This is a genomic window from Vibrio jasicida 090810c, from assembly GCF_002887615.1.
Taxonomy (GTDB): Bacteria; Pseudomonadota; Gammaproteobacteria; order Enterobacterales; family Vibrionaceae; genus Vibrio; species Vibrio jasicida.
Genome location: NZ_CP025792.1, coordinates 2,242,184 through 2,261,525 on the forward strand (window position 1 = coordinate 2,242,184; position 19,342 = coordinate 2,261,525).

The following is a 19,342-nucleotide window of genomic DNA, read 5'->3' on the forward strand; positions in this document are numbered from 1 at the left end:
TTTGAACACGTACGCGTTTAATCGGGAGTTACGCTTGTTAACTCCCGAGCATTATCAAAACGTCTTCCAGCAAGCTCATCGAGCTGGCTCGCCTCATTTCACCATCATTGCTCGCAATAACAAACTTTCTCACCCACGATTAGGTTTAGCTGTTCCGAAAAAGCAAATCAAAACTGCTGTCGGTCGAAACCGCTTTAAGCGTTTGGCTCGTGAAAGCTTTCGTAACAATCAACATCAACTTCCAAATAAAGATTTTGTTGTGATTGCCAAGAAAAGCGCGCAAGATTTAAGCAATGAGGAACTATTTAAGTTGTTTGATAAGCTATGGCATCGCCTGTCTCGCCCTTCACGTGGATAGCCATTGGGCTCGTTAATCTGTATCGCTGGTTTATCAGCCCTTTGATTGGTCCTCGTTGCCGGTTCACACCAACTTGTTCTACTTACGCACTAGAAGCTTTGAGAGCTCACGGTTTTGTAAAAGGATGTTGGTTATCAGGCAAACGTCTATTAAAATGCCACCCTTTGAATGAAGGGGGGTATGACCCCGTTCCACCAGTCCAAAAACAAGACAGAGATAACTAACGATGGATTCTCAACGTAATATCCTGCTCATCGCTCTGGCACTGGTTTCTTTCTTGCTATTTCAACAATGGCAAGTAGCAAAGAACCCAGCACCTCAAGCGGTTGAACAGGCTCAATCAAGCAGTACTCTACCTGCACCATCTTTTGCTGACGATCTAGACCCAGTTCCTGGTCAACAGCAAGCTTCTGCAAAAACTATCACAGTAACGACTGATGTTTTAACTCTGTCGATCGACACCGTTGGTGGCGATGTGGTACATGCCGACCTAAACAAATACGCTGCTGAACTTGATTCATCAGACCCTTTCGTTCTGCTTAAAGATACTAAAGGCCACCAGTTCATCGCACAAAGCGGTCTAGTGGGTCCTCAAGGTATTGACCTAAGCAGCACTAACCGTCCTCACTACAACGTGAGCGCAGACAGCTTTACTATGGCTGACGGTCAAGACGAACTGCGTGTTCCAATGACTTTCACTGCGAACGGTATCGAATACACTAAGACTTACGTATTCACACGTGGCAGCTACGCGCTAAACGTAGAATACGATGTCGTGAACAACTCAGGTAACAATGCAACCTTTGGTATGTACGCTCACTTGCGTCAAAACCTAATGGACGCAGGCGGTAGCATCACGATGCCAACTTACCGTGGCGGTGCTTACTCAACTGAAGATGTTCGTTACAAGAAATACAGCTTCGAAGATATGCAGGATCGTAACCTGTCTATCAACCTAGCAGACGGCCAAGGTTGGGCAGCAATGATCCAACACTACTTCGCTGCAGCGTGGATCCCACGTAACGAACCAGGTACAAACCTATACACTCGCGTAATTGGTAACCTTGGCGATATCGGCGTTCGTATGCCGAACAAAACTATCGCAACAGGTGACCAAGCTCAGTTCGAAGCGACGCTATGGGTTGGCCCTAAACTACAAAATGACATGGCAGCAGTAGCACCAAACCTAGACTTAGTAGTTGACTACGGTTGGTTATGGTTCATCGCTAAACCACTTCACTCATTGCTTGCTTTCATCCAAAGCTTCGTGGGTAACTGGGGTGTGGCAATCATCTGTTTGACCTTCATCGTTCGTGGTGCAATGTACCCACTAACGAAAGCGCAATATACGTCTATGGCGAAAATGCGCATGCTACAGCCTAAACTGCAAGCAATGCGTGAACGTATCGGTGATGACCGTCAGCGTATGAGCCAAGAGATGATGGAACTGTATAAGAAAGAGAAAGTGAACCCACTGGGTGGCTGTTTACCTCTTATCCTACAGATGCCAATCTTCATCGCGCTATACTGGGCACTAATGGAATCGGTTGAGCTACGTCACTCACCATTCTTCGGTTGGATTCATGACCTTTCAGCGCAGGACCCGTACTACATCCTGCCACTTCTGATGGGTGCATCAATGTTCCTAATCCAGAAAATGAGCCCAACGACAGTAACGGATCCAATGCAGCAGAAGATCATGACCTTTATGCCGGTTATGTTCACCTTCTTCTTCTTGTTCTTCCCGTCAGGTCTAGTTCTATACTGGTTGGTATCGAACATCGTTACGCTGATCCAACAAACTTTGATTTACAAAGCGCTGGAGAAAAAAGGCTTACACACCAAGTAACCTTTTAGTAAAAGAATAAGAAAGGCGGCCAAAAGGTCGCCTTTTTGTTTTTGGCTGATTACAATTCAGCTAATTAATGGTTATGGCTCCCTAGGACTTAAAACCCTATAGCCCAGCTCAAAAGGCAAGATTATGACTACAGATACGATTGTCGCTCAAGCAACCGCACCGGGTCGTGGCGGTGTCGGCATTATTCGTGTTTCTGGCCCTAAGGCCAACCAAGTAGCACTAGAGGTAACCGGTAAAACCCTAAAGCCTCGCTACGCAGAATACCTGCCATTTCAATCAGAAAGCGGTTCGGTACTGGACCAAGGCATTGCCCTTTACTTCCCTAACCCACACTCGTTCACAGGCGAAGATGTGTTAGAGCTGCAGGGCCACGGTGGCCCTGTGGTAATGGACATGCTGATCAAGCGCATCTTGGGTATTGAGGGCGTTCGTGCCGCACGTCCTGGTGAGTTCTCTGAGCGCGCGTTCTTAAACGATAAGATGGATTTAACCCAAGCAGAGGCAATTGCTGACTTGATTGATGCTAGCTCTGAAGAAGCCGCAAAATCGGCACTTCAGTCGCTACAAGGTCAATTCTCACAGCGTATTCAAACGCTGGTGGAATCTCTTATTCATCTGCGTATCTACGTAGAAGCAGCTATCGACTTTCCTGAAGAAGAAATCGACTTTCTTGCAGATGGTAAAGTGTCTGGAGACTTGCAAGCTATCATCGACAACCTTGATGCCGTGCGTAAAGAAGCTAACCAAGGTGCGATCATGCGCGAGGGCATGAAAGTTGTCATTGCAGGTCGTCCTAATGCGGGTAAATCAAGCCTATTGAATGCACTGTCAGGTAAAGAGTCCGCCATCGTAACCGATATCGCAGGCACTACTCGTGACGTACTACGAGAGCACATCCATATTGATGGAATGCCACTGCACATCATCGATACTGCTGGTCTGCGTGACGCTTCAGATGAAGTAGAGAAAATCGGTATCGAACGCGCTTGGGACGAAATTGCACAAGCTGACCGTGTGCTTTTCATGGTGGACGGTACAACAACCGACGCCACCGATCCTAAAGACATCTGGCCTGATTTTGTCGATCGCTTGCCGAACAATATGGGCATGACAGTGATCCGTAATAAAGCGGATCAAACCGGTGAAAGTATGGGGATCTGCCACGTCAATGATCCAACCTTAATCCGCCTCTCTGCGAAGACGGGCTCGGGTGTGGATGCTTTGCGCACCCACTTAAAAGAGTGCATGGGCTTTTCTGGTAACACTGAAGGTGGTTTTATGGCGCGCCGTCGACACCTAGATGCACTAGAACGCGCAGCTCAACACCTTCAAATCGGCCAAGAGCAGCTAGAAGGGTACATGGCAGGGGAAATCCTCGCAGAAGAGCTACGCATTACTCAGCAGCACCTCAATGAAATTACTGGTGAGTTTAGCTCTGATGACTTACTCGGCCGAATTTTCTCTTCATTCTGTATCGGCAAATAATAAAATGCGCGGTGTTAGGCTTGAGCTTACCACCGCGTTTCTTTTTGTACTGACGCTCAGATACCTACGGGCGTTGGTATGACTCAATAAGGAAGACACATGATCCACATTATTACAGGCAGTACTTTAGGTGGCGCGGAATACGTAGGAGATCACTTAAGTGATCTCCTCAACGCAAACGGCTTCGAAACAACGATCCACAACCAGCCAGAGTTGTCTGCTATCGAGAATCAAGGCACTTGGTTGGTGATAACTTCAACTCACGGCGCGGGTGAATATCCAGATAACATTCAGCCTTTTATTGCTGCATTACAAAACACACCGCCTAAGATGGCAGACGTAAAGTTTGCTGTGATAGCGATTGGTGACTCAAGTTACGATACGTTCTGTGCTGCTGGCCAACATGCTTTCGACCTATTAGAAGACATTGGCGCAACACCAATCACAGACTGCTTGAAGATTGATGTACTTAGCTACGACGTACCTGAAGACGCCGCAGAAGTGTGGTTGAAGGAAAATCTGGCTCGCTTTTCTGCTTAATTCCTCTATCACAGAGTCGCATTGCGGCTCTGTTTCTCCCAATTGTGAATAACTTCTCTCAAAAAATTTTGTTCAACCGCTCAAAAAACACCCAAACCATCTGTGGATAAGTATACTAAGATCCAGTGACTTTCCTTTAGTTATCCAAATAATAACTTTGATCCATTTTTACACCTGTGTATAAGTAGCGATTTTGATCTCAGGTAATCCTCGATCAGATCAAATCATGATCACAACTTTTGATCCAAAGAAGATCCATGATCTTGTTGATCATTTTCTACTTATCCACAGAAATGGTCGATCCTAATAATAGATCCAATAAAAGATCATATATATAGATCTTATATATATAGTCTTGGAGACTAAAATTTGAAAAGCGAGAAAACGATTCTCTCTCACAGAGAAAAAAGGTAAAATACCGCTCTTTTTTATCTGTCCATTAAATCCTTTGAATACCTGAGGTCAGTTCATGCTTTATCACGAAAACTTTGACGTCATTGTTGTCGGTGGCGGACACGCAGGAACGGAAGCCGCGCTCGCATCTGCACGCACAGGACAAAAAACGCTTCTCCTTACCCATAACATCGATACATTAGGCCAAATGTCTTGTAACCCCGCTATCGGTGGTATCGGTAAAGGTCACTTAGTAAAAGAAGTGGATGCTATGGGCGGTTTGATGGCAGAAGCTATCGACCATGCAGGTATTCAATTTCGAACACTGAACGCCTCTAAAGGTCCGGCAGTACGTGCAACACGTGCACAAGCGGACAGAGCGCTGTACAAAGCGTATGTTCGCGATGCATTAGAAAACGCCCCAAACCTTACTTTGTTCCAGCAATCGGTTGATGATCTAATTGTTGAGCAAGATCGAGCGGTTGGTGTGGTTACGCAAATGGGTCTTAAATTCCGAGCTAAAGCGGTGGTACTCACCGTTGGTACTTTCCTTGGCGGAAAGATCCACATTGGTATGGAAAGCTCATCTGGTGGCCGTGCTGGGGATCCACCGTCGATCGCATTAGCGGATCGACTACGCGAACTACCGTTCCGTGTGGATCGTCTAAAAACGGGCACACCACCACGTATTGATGCACGCAGTGTTGATTTCTCAGTGCTTGAAGCACAACATGGTGATAATCCAACGCCTGTATTTTCTTTCATGGGTAATCGTGATCAACATCCACGTCAAATCCCATGTTTTATTACGCACACCAATGAGCAAACTCATGAGGTGATCCGTAATAACCTCGATCGTAGCCCAATGTATGCGGGTGTGATCGAAGGTATCGGTCCACGTTACTGCCCGTCTATCGAAGATAAGGTGATGCGCTTTGCAGATAAAAACAGCCATCAGATTTTCATCGAGCCAGAAGGTCTAACAACGCACGAGTTATATCCGAACGGTATATCCACCAGCCTGCCATTTGACGTACAAGTGCAAATTGTTCGTTCAATGAAAGGTTTTGAAAACGCACATATCGTTCGTCCAGGCTATGCGATTGAATACGATTTCTTCGACCCTCGTGATTTGAAGCAAACGTACGAAACCAAATTCATCAGTGGTCTATTCTTTGCTGGGCAAATCAACGGTACGACTGGTTACGAAGAAGCTGCAGCGCAAGGTTTAATGGCTGGCCTGAACGCTAGTCTGCATAGTCAAGACAAAGAAGGTTGGAGCCCACGCCGTGATCAAGCTTACATGGGCGTGCTGATTGACGATCTGTCGACCATGGGTACCAAAGAACCATACCGCATGTTTACGTCTCGTGCTGAATACCGTCTGTTGCTGCGTGAAGATAACGCCGACTTACGTTTGACGGAAAAAGCGCGAGAACTTGGTTTGATTAATGATGTTCGTTGGGCACGTTTCAATGAAAAAATCGACAACATGGAAACCGAGCGTCAACGTCTGAAATCGACGTGGATGAATCCGAATTCTGCAGGTATCGATGAGCTAAACAAGCTATTGAAAACGCCAATGGCACGTGAAGCTAGCGGTGAAGATCTTCTTCGTCGTCCTGAGATCTCGTATTCACAACTGACGCAACTTGATGCGTTCGCACCAGCACTCGACGATCAACAAGCATCAGAGCAAGTTGAAATTCAAGTGAAATACGATGGTTACATTAAGCGCCAGCAAGAAGAGATTGAAAAATCATTGCGTCATGAGCATACCAAGTTACCAACTGATCTGGATTACAAAGACGTGAAAGGTCTTTCTAATGAAGTTGTAGCTAAGTTGACGGAAGCAAAACCGGAAAGTATCGGGATTGCCTCTCGAATTTCAGGTATTACCCCTGCAGCAATCTCTATTTTGCTGGTTCACTTGAAAAAACACGGCTTGCTGAAAAAGGCGAGGACGAGTAAATGAGCGCACTACGCACAAAACTGGATGCCCTAATCGAAAAAACCGATTTAGAGGTATCTGAAAAACAACGCGAGCAGTTGGTCGGCTATGTCGAACTGCTCGACAAGTGGAACAAAGCGTATAACCTCACATCGGTTCGTGATCCACTTGAGATGTTAGTGAAACATATTCTTGATAGCATAGTGGTTAGCGCTCACTTACAAGGCGAGCGTTTTATCGATGTGGGTACTGGCCCTGGTTTACCAGGTATTCCTCTGGCCATAATGAGTCCTGATAAAACGTTCTTCTTGCTAGATAGTCTAGGCAAACGCATTCGTTTTATTAAACAAGTGGTTCATACGCTAGGTCTGAAAAATGTGACGCCTATTCAAAGTCGTGTCGAAGAATTCCAACCAGAAGAAAAATTTGATGGCGTTCTGAGTCGAGCTTTTGCTTCAATGACGGACATGGTGGAATGGTGTCATCATCTGCCTAAACAAGATAACGGGGTGTTCCTAGCACTGAAAGGACAGCACCCTAAAGATGAAATGGATCTGCTTCCTGAATGGTGTAGTGTGACAGAGATCATATCTTTAGCTGTTCCTGAGTTGGAAGGTGATCGTCATCTAGTAATCTTATCGCGCAAGGAAAATTAGCGAGGTAATCGTGGGTAAAATAGTAGCAATCGCCAACCAGAAAGGTGGGGTCGGCAAAACAACAACGTGCATTAACTTAGCAGCTTCGATGGCGGCAACAAAGCGCAAGGTTTTGGTGATCGATCTCGACCCTCAAGGTAATGCTACTATGGCCAGTGGTGTCGACAAATACATGGTTGACGCCACGGCGTATGATCTTCTGGTTGAAGATACCCCGTTTGAACAAGTGGTTTGCACTGAAACCACTGGTAAATACGATCTTATCGCTGCGAACGGAGACGTTACCGCTGCGGAAATCAAATTGATGGAAGTGTTCGCTCGCGAAGTTCGTTTAAAAAACGCACTTGCGCCAGTTCGCGATAACTATGATTTCATCTTTATTGATTGTCCTCCTTCTCTAAACCTTCTTACAATCAATGCCATGGCCGCAGCCGACTCTGTGCTGGTGCCGATGCAATGTGAATACTTTGCGTTAGAAGGTTTAACTGCTCTTATGGATACAATCAGCAAGTTAGCGGCCGTGGTCAATGAAAACCTCAAAATCGAAGGTTTACTGCGTACGATGTACGATCCACGTAACCGCCTGTCTAATGAAGTATCCGATCAACTTAAAAAACACTTTGGTAGTAAAGTTTACCGTACCGTGATCCCACGTAATGTGCGTTTGGCCGAAGCGCCGAGCCACGGTAAACCGGCAATGTACTATGACAAGTACTCCGCAGGCGCCAAAGCGTATCTTGCTCTAGCGGGCGAAATGCTCCGCCGCGAAGAAATCCCAGTTTAACTCTAACCTAAGGAATTCATCCCATGTCTAAGCGTGGTCTAGGAAAAGGACTGGATGCGCTGTTGTCGACCAGTTCGCTGGCTCGTGAAAAACAGCATATTGCATCGCACAGCCAAGCATTGTCGGCAGATGGTGAACTGATGGATTTAGCGATCGGTCAATTGCAACCGGGTGTTTACCAACCGCGTAAAGATATGGCGCCAGAAGCCCTAGAAGAGCTAGCGGCTTCTATTCAATCACAAGGCATCATTCAACCTATCGTTGTACGTCAAGTCGCAGGTGGTCAGTTTGAAATTATCGCTGGTGAGCGCCGTTGGCGCGCTGCTAAGCAAGCAGGGCTGAAACGTGTTCCTTGCTTGGTGAAAAAGGTTGAAGACCGAGCAGCCATCGCAATGGCGCTGATTGAGAACATTCAACGTGAAGACTTGAATGTGATTGAAGAAGCGCAAGCGCTTGAGCGTTTGCAAGATGAATTCACGCTGACTCATCAGCAAGTGGCCGATGTGATTGGCAAATCAAGAACGACCGTCAGTAACTTATTACGTCTGAATCAATTAGAAATTGACGTAAAAGGTCTGGTCGCCAATAAAAAATTAGAAATGGGTCATGCTCGAGCATTGTTGGCTTTAGAAGGCGAACAACAAATTGAAGTAGCTCTGCAAGTCGCTAAGAAGCAAATGACAGTTCGCCAAACCGAACAGTTAGTAAAAAAGTGCTTAGCGCCACAAAATGAGCAAAAAGCGCAACAAGAAGATACCGAAGCGGAGCAAATGTCGCATAAATTGAGTCAACTGCTTGATGCTAAGGTTTCTTTGGTCCGTTCTGCAAACGGCAAAGCGAAAGTGACGATAAGTCTTGATGAGCCTCACAAATTGGATCAACTGATTGCCAAGCTAGAGGCCTAGATGAGATAATTGATTTAGGTCAATTAATCAATTTAATCGAATTTTGTGTGAAAGTTGTCGGATTGTAAACAAAACTGTAAGTTTTTGATGCAATATAATTGCATTCAATTGTTCTCACCGTATAATTTTCGCCAATTTCCCTGCACATAGAGTTTAGTGCGAAGTGGATATTACTAGAGGTACGAATACATGGTAGCTGCGTTAGCTAGACCAGGACGAGAGCTCGCAAAGCAATTGTTAATGATCCAGTCTGGCGCGGTTATTTTTGTGGCGGCAGGAATGGCGGTGGCCGTGAATCCTGAATGGGGATTTTCAGCGTTGGTTGGTGGTGGCATTTTTGTCGTTGCCAATGCAGTATTCGCGCTCTTTGCTTTTATGTTTAGTGGGGCTCGCGCTGCAAAGCGTATTGCAGCTTCATTTTTCACAGGCGAAGCTCTGAAAATTCTCATCACGGTTGCGCTATTCTACGTTGCCTACATGTATATGCAGGTGGAACTTGTTCCCCTCAAACTAACCTATTTGCTGGTACTAGGTATTAATATCTGTGCACCAGTGCTATTCATTAACAACAAAAAATAGGATGAGTTATGGCTGCGCCAGGTGAAGCGCTAACATCGTCCGGATACATTGCCCACCACTTATCAAACCTTTCTTTAGCTAAGTTAGGCTTGGTAGCGGATGAAGCAAGTTTCTGGAACGTACATATCGATAGCCTGTTTTTTTCTTGGTTTACTGGTTTAATTTTCCTCGGAATTTTTTACAAAGTAGCGAAGGGAACAACAGCGGGTGTACCGGGTAAGCTTCAGTGTGCTGTAGAAATGATCGTTGAATTTGTCGCGGAAAACGTCAAAGACACGTTCCATGGACGCAACCCACTGATCGCGCCTTTAGCACTGACTATCTTTTGTTGGGTATTCTTGATGAACGTGATGGACTTAGTCCCGATCGACTTCTTGCCTTACCCAGCAGAGCATTGGCTAGGTATCCCTTACCTTAAGGTTGTACCGTCTGCTGATGTGAATATCACCATGGCTATGGCTCTAGGCGTTTTCGCATTGATGATTTACTACAGCATCAAAGTGAAAGGTCTAGGTGGATTCGCAAAAGAACTTGCACTACATCCATTCAATCACCCACTAATGATTCCGTTTAACCTACTGATCGAAGTGGTATCGCTACTAGCGAAGCCTCTTTCTCTTGGTATGCGTCTATTCGGTAACATGTTCGCGGGTGAGGTTGTATTCATTCTTTGTGCGGCAATGCTACCATGGTACTTACAATGGATGGGTTCACTACCGTGGGCAATCTTCCATATCTTGGTTATTACGATTCAAGCCTTCGTATTCATGATGTTGACAATTGTTTACCTGTCAATGGCACACGAAGACGCTGATCATTAATTTTTTAAGCTTTTTATTTGGGCACTAAGCCAACAACTATAAATTGGAGATAGTAATGGAAACTTTACTGAGCTTTTCTGCAATCGCCGTAGGTATTATCGTCGGTCTTGCTTCTCTTGGTACAGCGATTGGTTTCGCACTGCTAGGTGGTAAATTCCTAGAAGGTGCTGCACGTCAACCAGAAATGGCTCCTATGCTACAAGTTAAGATGTTCATCATCGCAGGTCTACTTGATGCGGTTCCAATGATCGGTATCGTAATCGCGCTACTATTCACTTTCGCAAACCCATTTGTGGGTCAACTAGCAGGCTAATTAACAACTCTGTTAATTGTATTTTTGTAGTTGATTCTTAAAAGGGAGTAGCTGTTGTGAATATAAACGCAACTCTGCTAGGTCAAGCAATCTCGTTCGCACTATTTGTGTGGTTCTGCATGAAGTATGTATGGCCACCGTTGATGCAAGCGATCGAAGAACGTCAGAAGAAAATTGCTGATGGTCTTCAAGCAGCAGAACGTGCTGCAAAAGACTTGGATCTAGCACAAGCCAACGCTTCTGATCAGATGAAAGAAGCGAAGCGCACAGCAACTGAGATCATCGACCAAGCGAATAAGCGTAAGTCTCAAATTATTGATGAAGCTCGCGAGGAAGCTCAGGCAGAACGCCAGAAAATCCTAGCGCAAGCGGAAGCAGAACTTGAAGCTGAACGTAATCGTGCACGCGATGAGCTGCGCAAACAAGTTGCTACTCTGGCTGTAGCTGGTGCCGAGAAAATCCTTGAGCGTACTATCGATAAAGACGCTCAGAAAGATATTCTCGACAACATTACTGCAAAACTTTAAGTCTGGGGGCGCATATGTCTGATTTGACTACAATCGCACGCCCCTATGCTAAAGCAGCTTTTGACTTTGCTGTAGACAAAGACCAGTTGGACCAATGGGGCCAAATGTTGTCTTTCGCTACTGAAGTTGCCAAAAACGAACAAATGAATGAACTTTTAACCGGTTCTGTTTCCGCCGAGAAAATGGCAGAAATTTTTGTTGCAGTTTGCGGTGAACAAGTTGATGCGCACGGTCAAAACCTGATTAAGGTTATGGCTGAGAATGGTCGTTTAACGGCCCTTCCCGATGTTTGTGAGCAATTCTTCTTATTGAAGAAAGAACATGAGAAAGAAATCGATGTTGAAGTCATTTCAGCAAGCGAACTTTCTGATGAACAGCTAGCAAATATTGGCAGCAAACTTGAAGTGCGTCTTGAACGCAAAGTGAAGCTGAATTGCAGCGTAGATGAGACCCTACTTGGTGGGGTTATTATTCGAGCCGGAGACCTAGTCATCGATGACTCAGCGCGAGGTCGTTTGAACCGCCTGAGCGATGCATTGCAGTCTTAATGGGGATTGGAGCATGCAACTTAATTCCACGGAAATTAGCGATCTAATCAAACAACGCATCGAATCTTTCGACGTTGTTAGTGAAGCTCGCAACGAGGGTACTATCGTATCGGTAAGCGATGGTATCATCCGCATCCACGGCCTAGCGGACGTGATGCAAGGTGAAATGATTGAATTACCGGGTGGCCGTTATGCACTAGCACTTAACCTTGAGCGTGACTCGGTTGGTGCGGTAGTAATGGGCCCATATGCTGACCTTAAGGAAGGCATGAAAGTTACAGGTACTGGCCGCATTCTTGAAGTGCCAGTTGGTCCAGAACTACTAGGTCGCGTAGTAAACACGCTAGGTGAACCTATCGATGGTAAAGGTCCAATCGAAGCAAAACTGACTTCGCCTGTAGAAGTAATCGCACCAGGTGTAATCGACCGTAAATCGGTAGACCAACCTGTACAAACTGGCTACAAATCAGTTGACTCAATGATCCCAATCGGTCGTGGTCAGCGTGAACTTGTAATCGGTGACCGTCAGACTGGTAAAACAGCAATGGCGATCGACGCGATTATCAACCAGAAAGACTCTGGTATTTTCTCAATCTACGTAGCAATCGGTCAGAAAGCATCGACTATCGCTAACGTAGTTCGCAAACTAGAAGAGCACGGCGCGCTAGCTAACACTATCGTTGTTGTTGCATCTGCTTCTGAATCTGCAGCGCTACAATACCTAGCGCCATACGCAGGTTGTGCGATGGGTGAATACTTCCGCGATCGCGGTGAAGACGCACTGATTGTTTACGATGATCTATCTAAGCAAGCGGTAGCTTACCGTCAGATCTCTCTACTACTAAAACGTCCACCAGGCCGTGAGGCATTCCCAGGTGATGTATTCTACTTACACTCTCGTCTACTAGAGCGTGCAGCTCGTGTAAACGAAGAGTACGTAGAGCGTTTCACTAACGGTGAAGTGAAAGGTAAGACTGGTTCTCTAACTGCTCTTCCTATCATCGAAACTCAAGCAGGTGACGTTTCAGCATTCGTACCGACTAACGTAATCTCGATTACCGATGGTCAGATCTTCCTACAAACTGAGCTATTCAACGCGGGTGTTCGCCCAGCCGTTGACCCAGGTATCTCAGTATCTCGTGTAGGTGGTTCAGCTCAGACGAAAATCATCAAGAAGCTATCTGGCGGTATCCGTACTGCACTAGCTCAGTACCGTGAACTAGCGGCATTCGCACAGTTCTCGTCTGACCTTGATGAAGCAACGAAGAAACAGCTAGACCACGGTCAAAAAGTAACAGAACTAATGAAGCAGAAGCAGTACGCTCCAATGTCTGTATTTGACCAAGCACTAGTTATCTTCGCGGCAGAGCGCGGCTATTTAGCAGATGTTGAACTAAACAAACTGCTAGATTTTGAAGCGGCTCTACTATCGTATGCTCGCGGTCAATACGCTGAATTTGCAGCTGAGATCGACAAGTCGGGTGCGTACAACGATGAAGTTGAAGCTCAGTTGAAGAAGCTGACTGACGACTTCGTAGCAACCCAAACTTGGTAATTAGGTCGGTGGCAGTTTCTGCCACCAACTAACGGAGAGTAACGATGGCCGGCGCAAAAGAGATACGTAATAAAATCGGTAGTGTTAAAAGCACGCAGAAAATTACGAAAGCGATGGAAATGGTAGCAGCTTCAAAAATGCGTCGTTCTCAAGATGCAATGGAAGCTTCTCGTCCATACGCTGAAACAATGCGTAAAGTGATCGGTCATGTGGCAAACGCAAACCTAGAGTACCGTCATCCGTACCTAGAAGAGCGTGAAGCCAAGCGTGTTGGTTACATCATCGTTTCTACAGACCGTGGCCTGTGTGGCGGCTTGAACATTAACGTGTTCAAAAAAGCTGTGACAGATATGCAGGCTTGGAAAGAGAAAGGTGCAGAAGTTGAACTGGCAGTTGTTGGTTCAAAAGCGACAGCATTTTTCAAAAGCAGTGGCGCAAAAGTTGCTGCTCAGGTTTCAGGTCTGGGTGATAGCCCAAGCCTTGAAGACCTAATCGGTTCTGTAAGCGTAATGCTAAAGAAATACGATGAGGGTGAATTGGATCGCCTGTACGTAGTGTTTAACAAATTTGTGAATACTATGGTTCAGCAACCAACGATCGATCAATTGCTACCTTTGCCTAAATCGGACAGCGAAGAGATGCAGCGTGAGCATTCATGGGATTACATCTATGAGCCTGAACCAAAGCCTCTACTGGACACACTTCTAGTGCGTTACGTAGAGTCTCAGGTTTACCAAGGTGTGGTTGAGAACCTTGCTTGTGAGCAAGCGGCTCGAATGATTGCGATGAAAGCTGCAACGGATAACGCGAGTGACCTGATTGAAGACTTAGAACTTGTGTACAACAAAGCCCGTCAGGCTGCGATTACACAAGAACTGTCTGAAATCGTATCAGGTGCTGCAGCGGTTTAAGCTTAGGTTAAACGAAATAGTTTAGAGGATTAACGATGGCTACAGGTAAGGTCGTACAGATCATTGGTGCGGTAGTCGACGTAGAGTTCCCACAGAGCAATGTACCTAGTGTATATGACGCTCTAAACGTTACGGACTCAAAAGAGCGTCTTGTTCTTGAAGTTCAGCAACAGCTAGGCGGTGGCGTAGTTCGTTGTATCGTAATGGGTAGCTCTGATGGTTTACGTCGCGGAGTTGAAGTGGTTAACACTGGCGCTCCAATTTCAGTACCAGTAGGTACTAAAACCCTAGGTCGTATCATGAACGTTCTAGGTGACGCGATTGATGAGTGTGGTGAGATCGGTGCGGAAGAGCTTTACTCTATCCACCGTGAAGCACCAAGCTACGAAGAGCAATCAAACGAAACTGCACTTCTAGAAACCGGTGTTAAAGTAATCGACTTGATTTGTCCATTCGCTAAGGGTGGTAAAATCGGTCTATTCGGTGGTGCAGGTGTAGGTAAGACCGTTAACATGATGGAGCTTATCAACAACATTGCACTTCAACACTCAGGTCTATCTGTGTTTGCAGGTGTTGGTGAGCGTACTCGTGAAGGTAACGATTTCTACTTTGAGATGCAGGAAGCGGGTGTTGTAAACATCGAGAAACCTGAAGAATCAAAAGTAGCAATGGTTTACGGTCAGATGAACGAGCCACCGGGCAACCGTCTACGTGTTGCTCTGACAGGTCTAACGATGGCTGAGCGTTTCCGTGATGAAGGTCGTGACGTTCTATTGTTTATCGATAACATCTACCGTTACACGCTTGCAGGTACAGAAGTATCAGCACTTCTAGGTCGTATGCCATCTGCGGTAGGTTACCAGCCTACGCTTGCAGAAGAAATGGGTGTACTACAGGAGCGTATCACGTCAACTAAGCAAGGTTCTATCACGTCTGTACAGGCGGTATACGTACCAGCGGATGACTTGACTGACCCATCTCCAGCAACAACGTTCGCGCACTTGGATGCAACGGTTGTACTTAACCGTAACATCGCAGCAATGGGTCTATACCCTGCGATCGACCCACTGGATTCTACATCTCGTATGCTAGATCCATTGGTTGTTGGTCAAGACCACTACGACACAGCTCGTGGTGTTCAGCAGACTCTTCAGCGCTACAAAGAGCTGAAAGACATCATCGCGATTCTAGGTATGGACGAGCTATCTGAAGAAGATAAGCAAGTTGTATCTCGTGCACGTAAGATTGAGCGTTTCCTAACTCAGCCTTACCACGTAGCGGAAGTATTTACAGGTGACCCTGGTGTTTACGTACCTCTTAAAGAGACTCTACGTGGCTTTAAAGGTCTACTAGCTGGTGAATACGATGACATTCCAGAGCAAGCGTTCATGTACTGCGGTTCGATTGACGATGCTATCGAGAATGCGAAGAAGCTATAAGGCTAACTAGGAGGCGATATGGCACCAATAACCTTTCACCTAGACGTAGTAAGCGCTGAGAAACGCATTTTCTCAGGTCGCGTTGAAACGTTTCAGGTGACCGGTAGCGAAGGTGAGCTGGGTATTTTCCACGGTCACACTCCGCTCCTGTCCGCTATTAAGCCTGGTATGGTGCGTATTGTGAAACAGCACGGCCACGAAGAGTTCATTTATGTCTCTGGTGGTATGGTCGAAGTTCAGCCTGGTACTGCTACAGTACTGGCTGATACAGCGATTCGTGGTGAAGATCTAGACGCAGCGAAGGCAGAAGAAGCCAAGCGTCGCGCTGAGGAGCAAATCCAGAATCAGCATGGCGACATGGACTTCGCACAAGCGGCCAGTGAACTGGCTAAAGCCATTGCTCAGCTACGAGTTATCGAGCTGACCAAAAAGCGTCGCTAAGCTCTATTAGCAACGTTGCATGAAAAAGGCGGCCATTTGGTCGCCTTTTTGATTAATTTTAGTAGGAAATTTACATCCCGCCATTAACTATTCCCTTCAAGGTGTTTAAAATAACGCCCAATTAAAACTAAAACGTCAATAGGTTAATCATGAGATTCAGTGCTGTGATCCTAGCTGCGGGTAAGGGTACCCGTATGTATTCGAACATGCCTAAAGTGCTTCACACTTTAGCAGGGAAGCCAATGGCAAAACATGTTATCGATACATGTACTGGCCTAGGCGCACAAAACATCCATTTAGTTTATGGTCACGGTGGTGACCAAATGCATCAGACGCTTGCTGAAGAACCGGTTAATTGGGTACTGCAAGCTGAACAGTTAGGTACGGGTCATGCAGTTGATCAAGCTTCTCCAAAGTTTGAAGACGATGAAAAAGTACTGATTCTATATGGTGATGTTCCACTGATTTCAGCTGAAACGATTGAAAACTTGCTTGATGCACAACCTACGGGCGGCATCGCGCTATTAACCGTCATGCTTGATAACCCAATGGGTTACGGTCGTATCATCCGTAAAAATGGCCCTGTTGTGGCGATCGTTGAGCAAAAAGATGCGACAGAAGAGCAGAAGCTCATCAAAGAATGTAATACTGGTGTGTTGGTGGCGACAGGCGGTGACCTGAAGCGCTGGCTTGCCGGTCTAAATAACGAAAACGCACAAGGTGAATACTACCTAACTGACGTTATCGCGGCCGCGCACGATGAAGGTCGTGCGGTAGAGGCAGTGCACCCAGTAAACGCGATTGAAGTGGAAGGTGTTAACGATCGTGCTCAACTGGCTCGTTTAGAGCGTGCGTTCCAATCAATGCAAGCACAGAAACTGCTAGAACAAGGCGTTATGCTGCGCGACCCAGCGCGTTTCGACCTACGTGGTGAACTGCAATGTGGTATGGACTGTGAAATCGACGCGAATGTAATCATCGAAGGTAAAGTATCACTGGGTGATAACGTAGTGATTGGCACAGGCTGCGTTCTAAAAGATTGTGAAATCGACGATAACACCATCGTTCGCCCATACAGCGTAATTGAAGGTGCAACCGTTGGTGAAGAATGTACGGTTGGCCCATTCACACGCCTACGTCCTGGCGCAGAGATGCGTAACGACTCTCACGTGGGTAACTTCGTAGAAGTGAAAAACGCGCGTATCGGTGAAGGCTCTAAAGCGAACCACCTAACTTACCTAGGTGACGCAGAAATCGGTCAACGCACTAACATCGGCGCGGGTACCATTACTTGTAACTACGATGGTGCGAACAAGTTCAAGACCGTCATTGGTAACGACGTTTTCGTTGGTTCAGACAGCCAACTTATCGCGCCAGTGACAGTTGCGGATGGTGCAACTATTGGTGCTGGTACTACGTTAACCAAAGATGTCGCTGAAGGTGAGCTTGTGATCTCTCGCGCGAAAGAGCGCAAAATTACCGGTTGGCAACGTCCAGTTAAGAAAAAGTAAGCTTAATTCGTTTACTTCAAAAAAACAAAGCCGCTCTTGATGAGCGGCTTTGTTGCATCTGGTGTTGTGAAAGATAGAGTTTAGTGACTTGGGATCGCTATGCGCTTCTCTAGCCAGCGCACCGCTTGAGAGACCAAAAGAATCAACACCAAATACTCTAAGACGAGAAACGTATAGATCTCTAATGGTAAGTACTCATTCACGACCAATTCATTCGCTCGTCTCGTTAAGTCACTTAAACCTATTACGCTGACCAACGAACTCATTTTAAGGATATAAACGAATTGATTCCCCAGTGGAGGGAGAATTTGTCGGAAAGCTTGAGGAAGAATCACCAAACGCATTTTTTGCCAATAGTTTAATCCAAGTGACTCTGCTGCTTCATGTTGGCCACGACTGATAGCTTGGATTCCTCCTCTAAATACTTCTGCCATAAAGGCACTTTCTGCAATGGTTAACGCAATCACACCTGCCCAAAAATGATTCAGTGATACGTCTAGCAGCGTCGGCATGCCGTAATACACCCAAAGCAGCAGTACCAAAACAGGAATAGAGCGGATCACCTCCACATAAACACGGTTTATCCACTTGAGTATTGGAGAGTCAGAGAGCGCGGGTAGGGCGATGAGCAATCCAATCGTCATCGCAAACAACATACTGAGCAATGACACTTGGATCGTGTCATTAAAGCCTGCGACCAGAAATCTGATGTTTGTCAGCCCTTGTTCGGTCGATGGATCAAGAACATACCAGCCCCATTGGTAGTCAGAGCAACCGGTGAGAAAAAGCAATGAAACGAGGCACAGATGTCTATAGTTCACAATTACTCCCTGAACTGACTAAAAAACTTCCTTTGTTGCTGCTATGTTATCAATGAAGCCGTACTAATGGTTAATAATTAAAGGGAATATCTCCCACTCTCATTCTTTTAAGGGAATAGAAAATGAAAAAAACGTTGCTTGCTCTAGGAATGTGCCTGCTTGCGATAACTCAAGTCGCTCATGCAGAAAGTCGTCTACAAGAGATATTGGACAAAGGTGTGTTACGTGTCGGGACGACAGGGGATTGGAACCCGATGACGATGAAAGATCCTGCGACCAATGGTTATCGTGGTTTTGATATCGATGTCACCGCTGAGCTTGCTAAAGATCTGGGCGTTAAGGTTGAATACGTTGCGACCGATTGGAAAACACTGGTTAACGGTATCACGGCCAACAAATACGATATTACAGGTAGCGCGTCATTGAATATGTCACGGGCAAAAGTAGCAGGTTATAGCCAACCGTATTTTTATCTTGCGTTTGTACCTGTGGTGCAAAAGAAAGATCTAGCAAAATTCTCTGATTGGGCAGACTTCGATAAGCCAGATGTGAAAGTAGCAGCGACGCTAGGAACGGTTCAAGAGAAGTTGGTCAAAGATTTCTTTCCATCTGCGCAGCATATTGTGATTGAAGCGCCAGCACGTGACTTCCAAGAATTGCTAGCTCGCCGTGCCGACGTATCGGTAACATCAAACGTAGAAGCGGCCACGCTGGTGGAGAAGTTTAAACAGTTGGCGATTGTTCCAGTCAAAGAGCCGCGCAAGCCAACCCCAATTGCGATGCTCTTGCCTCAAGATGACCAAGTATGGATAAATTATATCAACCACTGGGTTGAGCTTAAGAAGACTCAAGGCTTCTTTAAGCAAACTGCTGAAAAATGGGGCTTGAAGAGTATGTAAGCTCTTACTCTTAGCTATCCTAGAAAAACAAAGAGCCGCATAGTGCG

21 protein-coding genes are annotated in these 19,342 nt (G+C 46.0%); 20 read left to right on the forward strand and 1 reads right to left on the reverse strand.

The features are described 5' to 3' along the window. Positions 1–34 precede the first annotated feature (34 nt). The 19 genes from rnpA to glmU all read left to right on the forward strand — a co-directional run bounded on the left by rnpA (position 35) and on the right by glmU (position 17,575). Positions 35–358: a ribonuclease P protein component gene (rnpA, locus tag C1S73_RS10605; RefSeq protein WP_009699098.1), complete on the forward strand. Its 324-nt coding sequence runs from the start codon at positions 35–37 to the stop codon at positions 356–358. Continuing rightward, a complete protein-coding gene (yidD, locus tag C1S73_RS10610) occupies positions 325–582 on the forward strand; it encodes a membrane protein insertion efficiency factor YidD (protein WP_005451046.1) in 258 nt (85 codons plus the stop codon). The genes rnpA and yidD overlap by 34 nt, the downstream gene beginning before the upstream one ends. 2 nt (positions 583–584) lie before the next feature. Next, positions 585–2,207: a membrane protein insertase YidC gene (gene yidC / locus C1S73_RS10615; protein ID WP_038870200.1), complete on the forward strand. Its 1,623-nt coding sequence runs from the start codon at positions 585–587 to the stop codon at positions 2,205–2,207. 132 nt (positions 2,208–2,339) lie between these two features. After that, positions 2,340–3,701: a tRNA uridine-5-carboxymethylaminomethyl(34) synthesis GTPase MnmE gene (gene mnmE / locus C1S73_RS10620; RefSeq protein WP_038870199.1), complete on the forward strand. Its 1,362-nt coding sequence runs from the start codon at positions 2,340–2,342 to the stop codon at positions 3,699–3,701. Positions 3,702–3,800: 99 nt separating this feature from the next. Then, the gene (mioC, locus tag C1S73_RS10625) at positions 3,801–4,241 is read left to right on the forward strand and encodes an FMN-binding protein MioC (RefSeq protein WP_038870197.1); all 441 of its coding nucleotides are present in this window, start codon (positions 3,801–3,803) and stop codon (positions 4,239–4,241) included. A 469-nt stretch (positions 4,242–4,710) separates the two neighbouring features. Next, positions 4,711–6,609 (forward strand): tRNA uridine-5-carboxymethylaminomethyl(34) synthesis enzyme MnmG, encoded by a 1,899-nt coding sequence (gene mnmG / locus C1S73_RS10630; RefSeq protein ID WP_038870196.1) that lies wholly within the window; start codon positions 4,711–4,713, stop codon positions 6,607–6,609. Beyond that, positions 6,606–7,241 carry a 16S rRNA (guanine(527)-N(7))-methyltransferase RsmG gene (gene rsmG / locus C1S73_RS10635; protein WP_038870195.1) on the forward strand — a complete coding sequence of 212 codons (636 nt, stop codon included), beginning with the start codon at positions 6,606–6,608 and terminating at the stop codon, positions 7,239–7,241. The genes mnmG and rsmG overlap by 4 nt, the downstream gene beginning before the upstream one ends. Positions 7,242–7,251: 10 nt before the next feature. Next, positions 7,252–8,025 (forward strand): ParA family protein, encoded by a 774-nt coding sequence (locus C1S73_RS10640; RefSeq protein WP_038870193.1) that lies wholly within the window; start codon positions 7,252–7,254, stop codon positions 8,023–8,025. A gap of 23 nt (positions 8,026–8,048) precedes the next feature. Then, the gene (locus tag C1S73_RS10645; protein WP_038870192.1) at positions 8,049–8,930 is read left to right on the forward strand and encodes a ParB/RepB/Spo0J family partition protein; all 882 of its coding nucleotides are present in this window, start codon (positions 8,049–8,051) and stop codon (positions 8,928–8,930) included. 189 nt (positions 8,931–9,119) lie between these two features. After that, positions 9,120–9,509: a F0F1 ATP synthase subunit I gene (locus C1S73_RS10650; protein ID WP_038870191.1), complete on the forward strand. Its 390-nt coding sequence runs from the start codon at positions 9,120–9,122 to the stop codon at positions 9,507–9,509. A gap of 8 nt (positions 9,510–9,517) precedes the next feature. Next, the gene (atpB, locus tag C1S73_RS10655) at positions 9,518–10,330 is read left to right on the forward strand and encodes a F0F1 ATP synthase subunit A (RefSeq protein WP_020195196.1); all 813 of its coding nucleotides are present in this window, start codon (positions 9,518–9,520) and stop codon (positions 10,328–10,330) included. Between the two features lie 55 nt (positions 10,331–10,385). Further along, complete coding sequence (gene atpE / locus C1S73_RS10660) at positions 10,386–10,643, forward strand: F0F1 ATP synthase subunit C (RefSeq protein WP_005372317.1); 258 nt, start codon at positions 10,386–10,388, stop codon at positions 10,641–10,643. 56 nt (positions 10,644–10,699) lie between these two features. Then, positions 10,700–11,170 carry a F0F1 ATP synthase subunit B gene (gene atpF / locus C1S73_RS10665; RefSeq protein ID WP_005451032.1) on the forward strand — a complete coding sequence of 157 codons (471 nt, stop codon included), beginning with the start codon at positions 10,700–10,702 and terminating at the stop codon, positions 11,168–11,170. 14 nt (positions 11,171–11,184) lie between these two features. After that, on the forward strand, positions 11,185–11,718 hold the full coding sequence (gene atpH, locus C1S73_RS10670) for a F0F1 ATP synthase subunit delta (protein ID WP_038870190.1): 534 nt from the start codon (positions 11,185–11,187) through the stop codon (positions 11,716–11,718). A gap of 13 nt (positions 11,719–11,731) precedes the next feature. Continuing rightward, on the forward strand, positions 11,732–13,273 hold the full coding sequence (gene atpA, locus C1S73_RS10675; protein ID WP_038870189.1) for a F0F1 ATP synthase subunit alpha: 1,542 nt from the start codon (positions 11,732–11,734) through the stop codon (positions 13,271–13,273). A gap of 44 nt (positions 13,274–13,317) precedes the next feature. Continuing rightward, positions 13,318–14,184 (forward strand): F0F1 ATP synthase subunit gamma, encoded by an 867-nt coding sequence (gene atpG, locus C1S73_RS10680; RefSeq protein WP_038870188.1) that lies wholly within the window; start codon positions 13,318–13,320, stop codon positions 14,182–14,184. Positions 14,185–14,219: 35 nt separating this feature from the next. Then, entirely contained in the window at positions 14,220–15,623 is a 1,404-nt protein-coding gene (atpD, locus tag C1S73_RS10685; RefSeq protein ID WP_038870187.1) for a F0F1 ATP synthase subunit beta, read from the forward strand. Positions 15,624–15,641: 18 nt separating this feature from the next. Next, a complete protein-coding gene (locus tag C1S73_RS10690; RefSeq protein ID WP_005429758.1) occupies positions 15,642–16,064 on the forward strand; it encodes a F0F1 ATP synthase subunit epsilon in 423 nt (140 codons plus the stop codon). Positions 16,065–16,213: 149 nt separating this feature from the next. Beyond that, complete coding sequence (gene glmU, locus C1S73_RS10695) at positions 16,214–17,575, forward strand: bifunctional UDP-N-acetylglucosamine diphosphorylase/glucosamine-1-phosphate N-acetyltransferase GlmU (protein ID WP_038870186.1); 1,362 nt, start codon at positions 16,214–16,216, stop codon at positions 17,573–17,575. Between the two features lie 80 nt (positions 17,576–17,655). On the opposite strand, the gene C1S73_RS10700 is transcribed toward glmU, so the two are convergent. Continuing rightward, a complete protein-coding gene (locus C1S73_RS10700) occupies positions 17,656–18,396 on the reverse strand; it encodes an amino acid ABC transporter permease (RefSeq protein WP_038870185.1) in 741 nt (246 codons plus the stop codon). Between the two features lie 122 nt (positions 18,397–18,518). Between C1S73_RS10700 and C1S73_RS10705 the strand changes: the two genes are divergently transcribed. Further along, the gene (locus tag C1S73_RS10705; protein ID WP_038870184.1) at positions 18,519–19,295 is read left to right on the forward strand and encodes a transporter substrate-binding domain-containing protein; all 777 of its coding nucleotides are present in this window, start codon (positions 18,519–18,521) and stop codon (positions 19,293–19,295) included. The last annotated feature ends 47 nt before the right edge of the window (positions 19,296–19,342 follow it).

Bases quoted from the DNA above. Each gene is read 5' to 3' on its own strand.
- yidD (WP_005451046.1), top strand. From the start codon at position 325: ATGGCATCGCCTGTCTCGCCCTTCACGTGGATAGCCATTGGGCTCGTT.
- yidC (WP_038870200.1), top strand. From the start codon at position 585: ATGGATTCTCAACGTAATATCCTGCTCATCGCTCTGGCACTGGTTTCT.
- mnmE (WP_038870199.1), top strand. From the start codon at position 2,340: ATGACTACAGATACGATTGTCGCTCAAGCAACCGCACCGGGTCGTGGC.
- mioC (WP_038870197.1), top strand. From the start codon at position 3,801: ATGATCCACATTATTACAGGCAGTACTTTAGGTGGCGCGGAATACGTA.
- mnmG (WP_038870196.1), top strand. From the start codon at position 4,711: ATGCTTTATCACGAAAACTTTGACGTCATTGTTGTCGGTGGCGGACAC.
- rsmG (WP_038870195.1), top strand. From the start codon at position 6,606: ATGAGCGCACTACGCACAAAACTGGATGCCCTAATCGAAAAAACCGAT.
- C1S73_RS10645 (WP_038870192.1), top strand. From the start codon at position 8,049: ATGTCTAAGCGTGGTCTAGGAAAAGGACTGGATGCGCTGTTGTCGACC.
- C1S73_RS10650 (WP_038870191.1), top strand. From the start codon at position 9,120: ATGGTAGCTGCGTTAGCTAGACCAGGACGAGAGCTCGCAAAGCAATTG.
- atpB (WP_020195196.1), top strand. From the start codon at position 9,518: ATGGCTGCGCCAGGTGAAGCGCTAACATCGTCCGGATACATTGCCCAC.
- atpE (WP_005372317.1), top strand. From the start codon at position 10,386: ATGGAAACTTTACTGAGCTTTTCTGCAATCGCCGTAGGTATTATCGTC.
- atpH (WP_038870190.1), top strand. From the start codon at position 11,185: ATGTCTGATTTGACTACAATCGCACGCCCCTATGCTAAAGCAGCTTTT.
- atpA (WP_038870189.1), top strand. From the start codon at position 11,732: ATGCAACTTAATTCCACGGAAATTAGCGATCTAATCAAACAACGCATC.
- atpG (WP_038870188.1), top strand. From the start codon at position 13,318: ATGGCCGGCGCAAAAGAGATACGTAATAAAATCGGTAGTGTTAAAAGC.
- atpD (WP_038870187.1), top strand. From the start codon at position 14,220: ATGGCTACAGGTAAGGTCGTACAGATCATTGGTGCGGTAGTCGACGTA.
- C1S73_RS10690 (WP_005429758.1), top strand. From the start codon at position 15,642: ATGGCACCAATAACCTTTCACCTAGACGTAGTAAGCGCTGAGAAACGC.
- glmU (WP_038870186.1), top strand. From the start codon at position 16,214: ATGAGATTCAGTGCTGTGATCCTAGCTGCGGGTAAGGGTACCCGTATG.
- C1S73_RS10705 (WP_038870184.1), top strand. From the start codon at position 18,519: ATGAAAAAAACGTTGCTTGCTCTAGGAATGTGCCTGCTTGCGATAACT.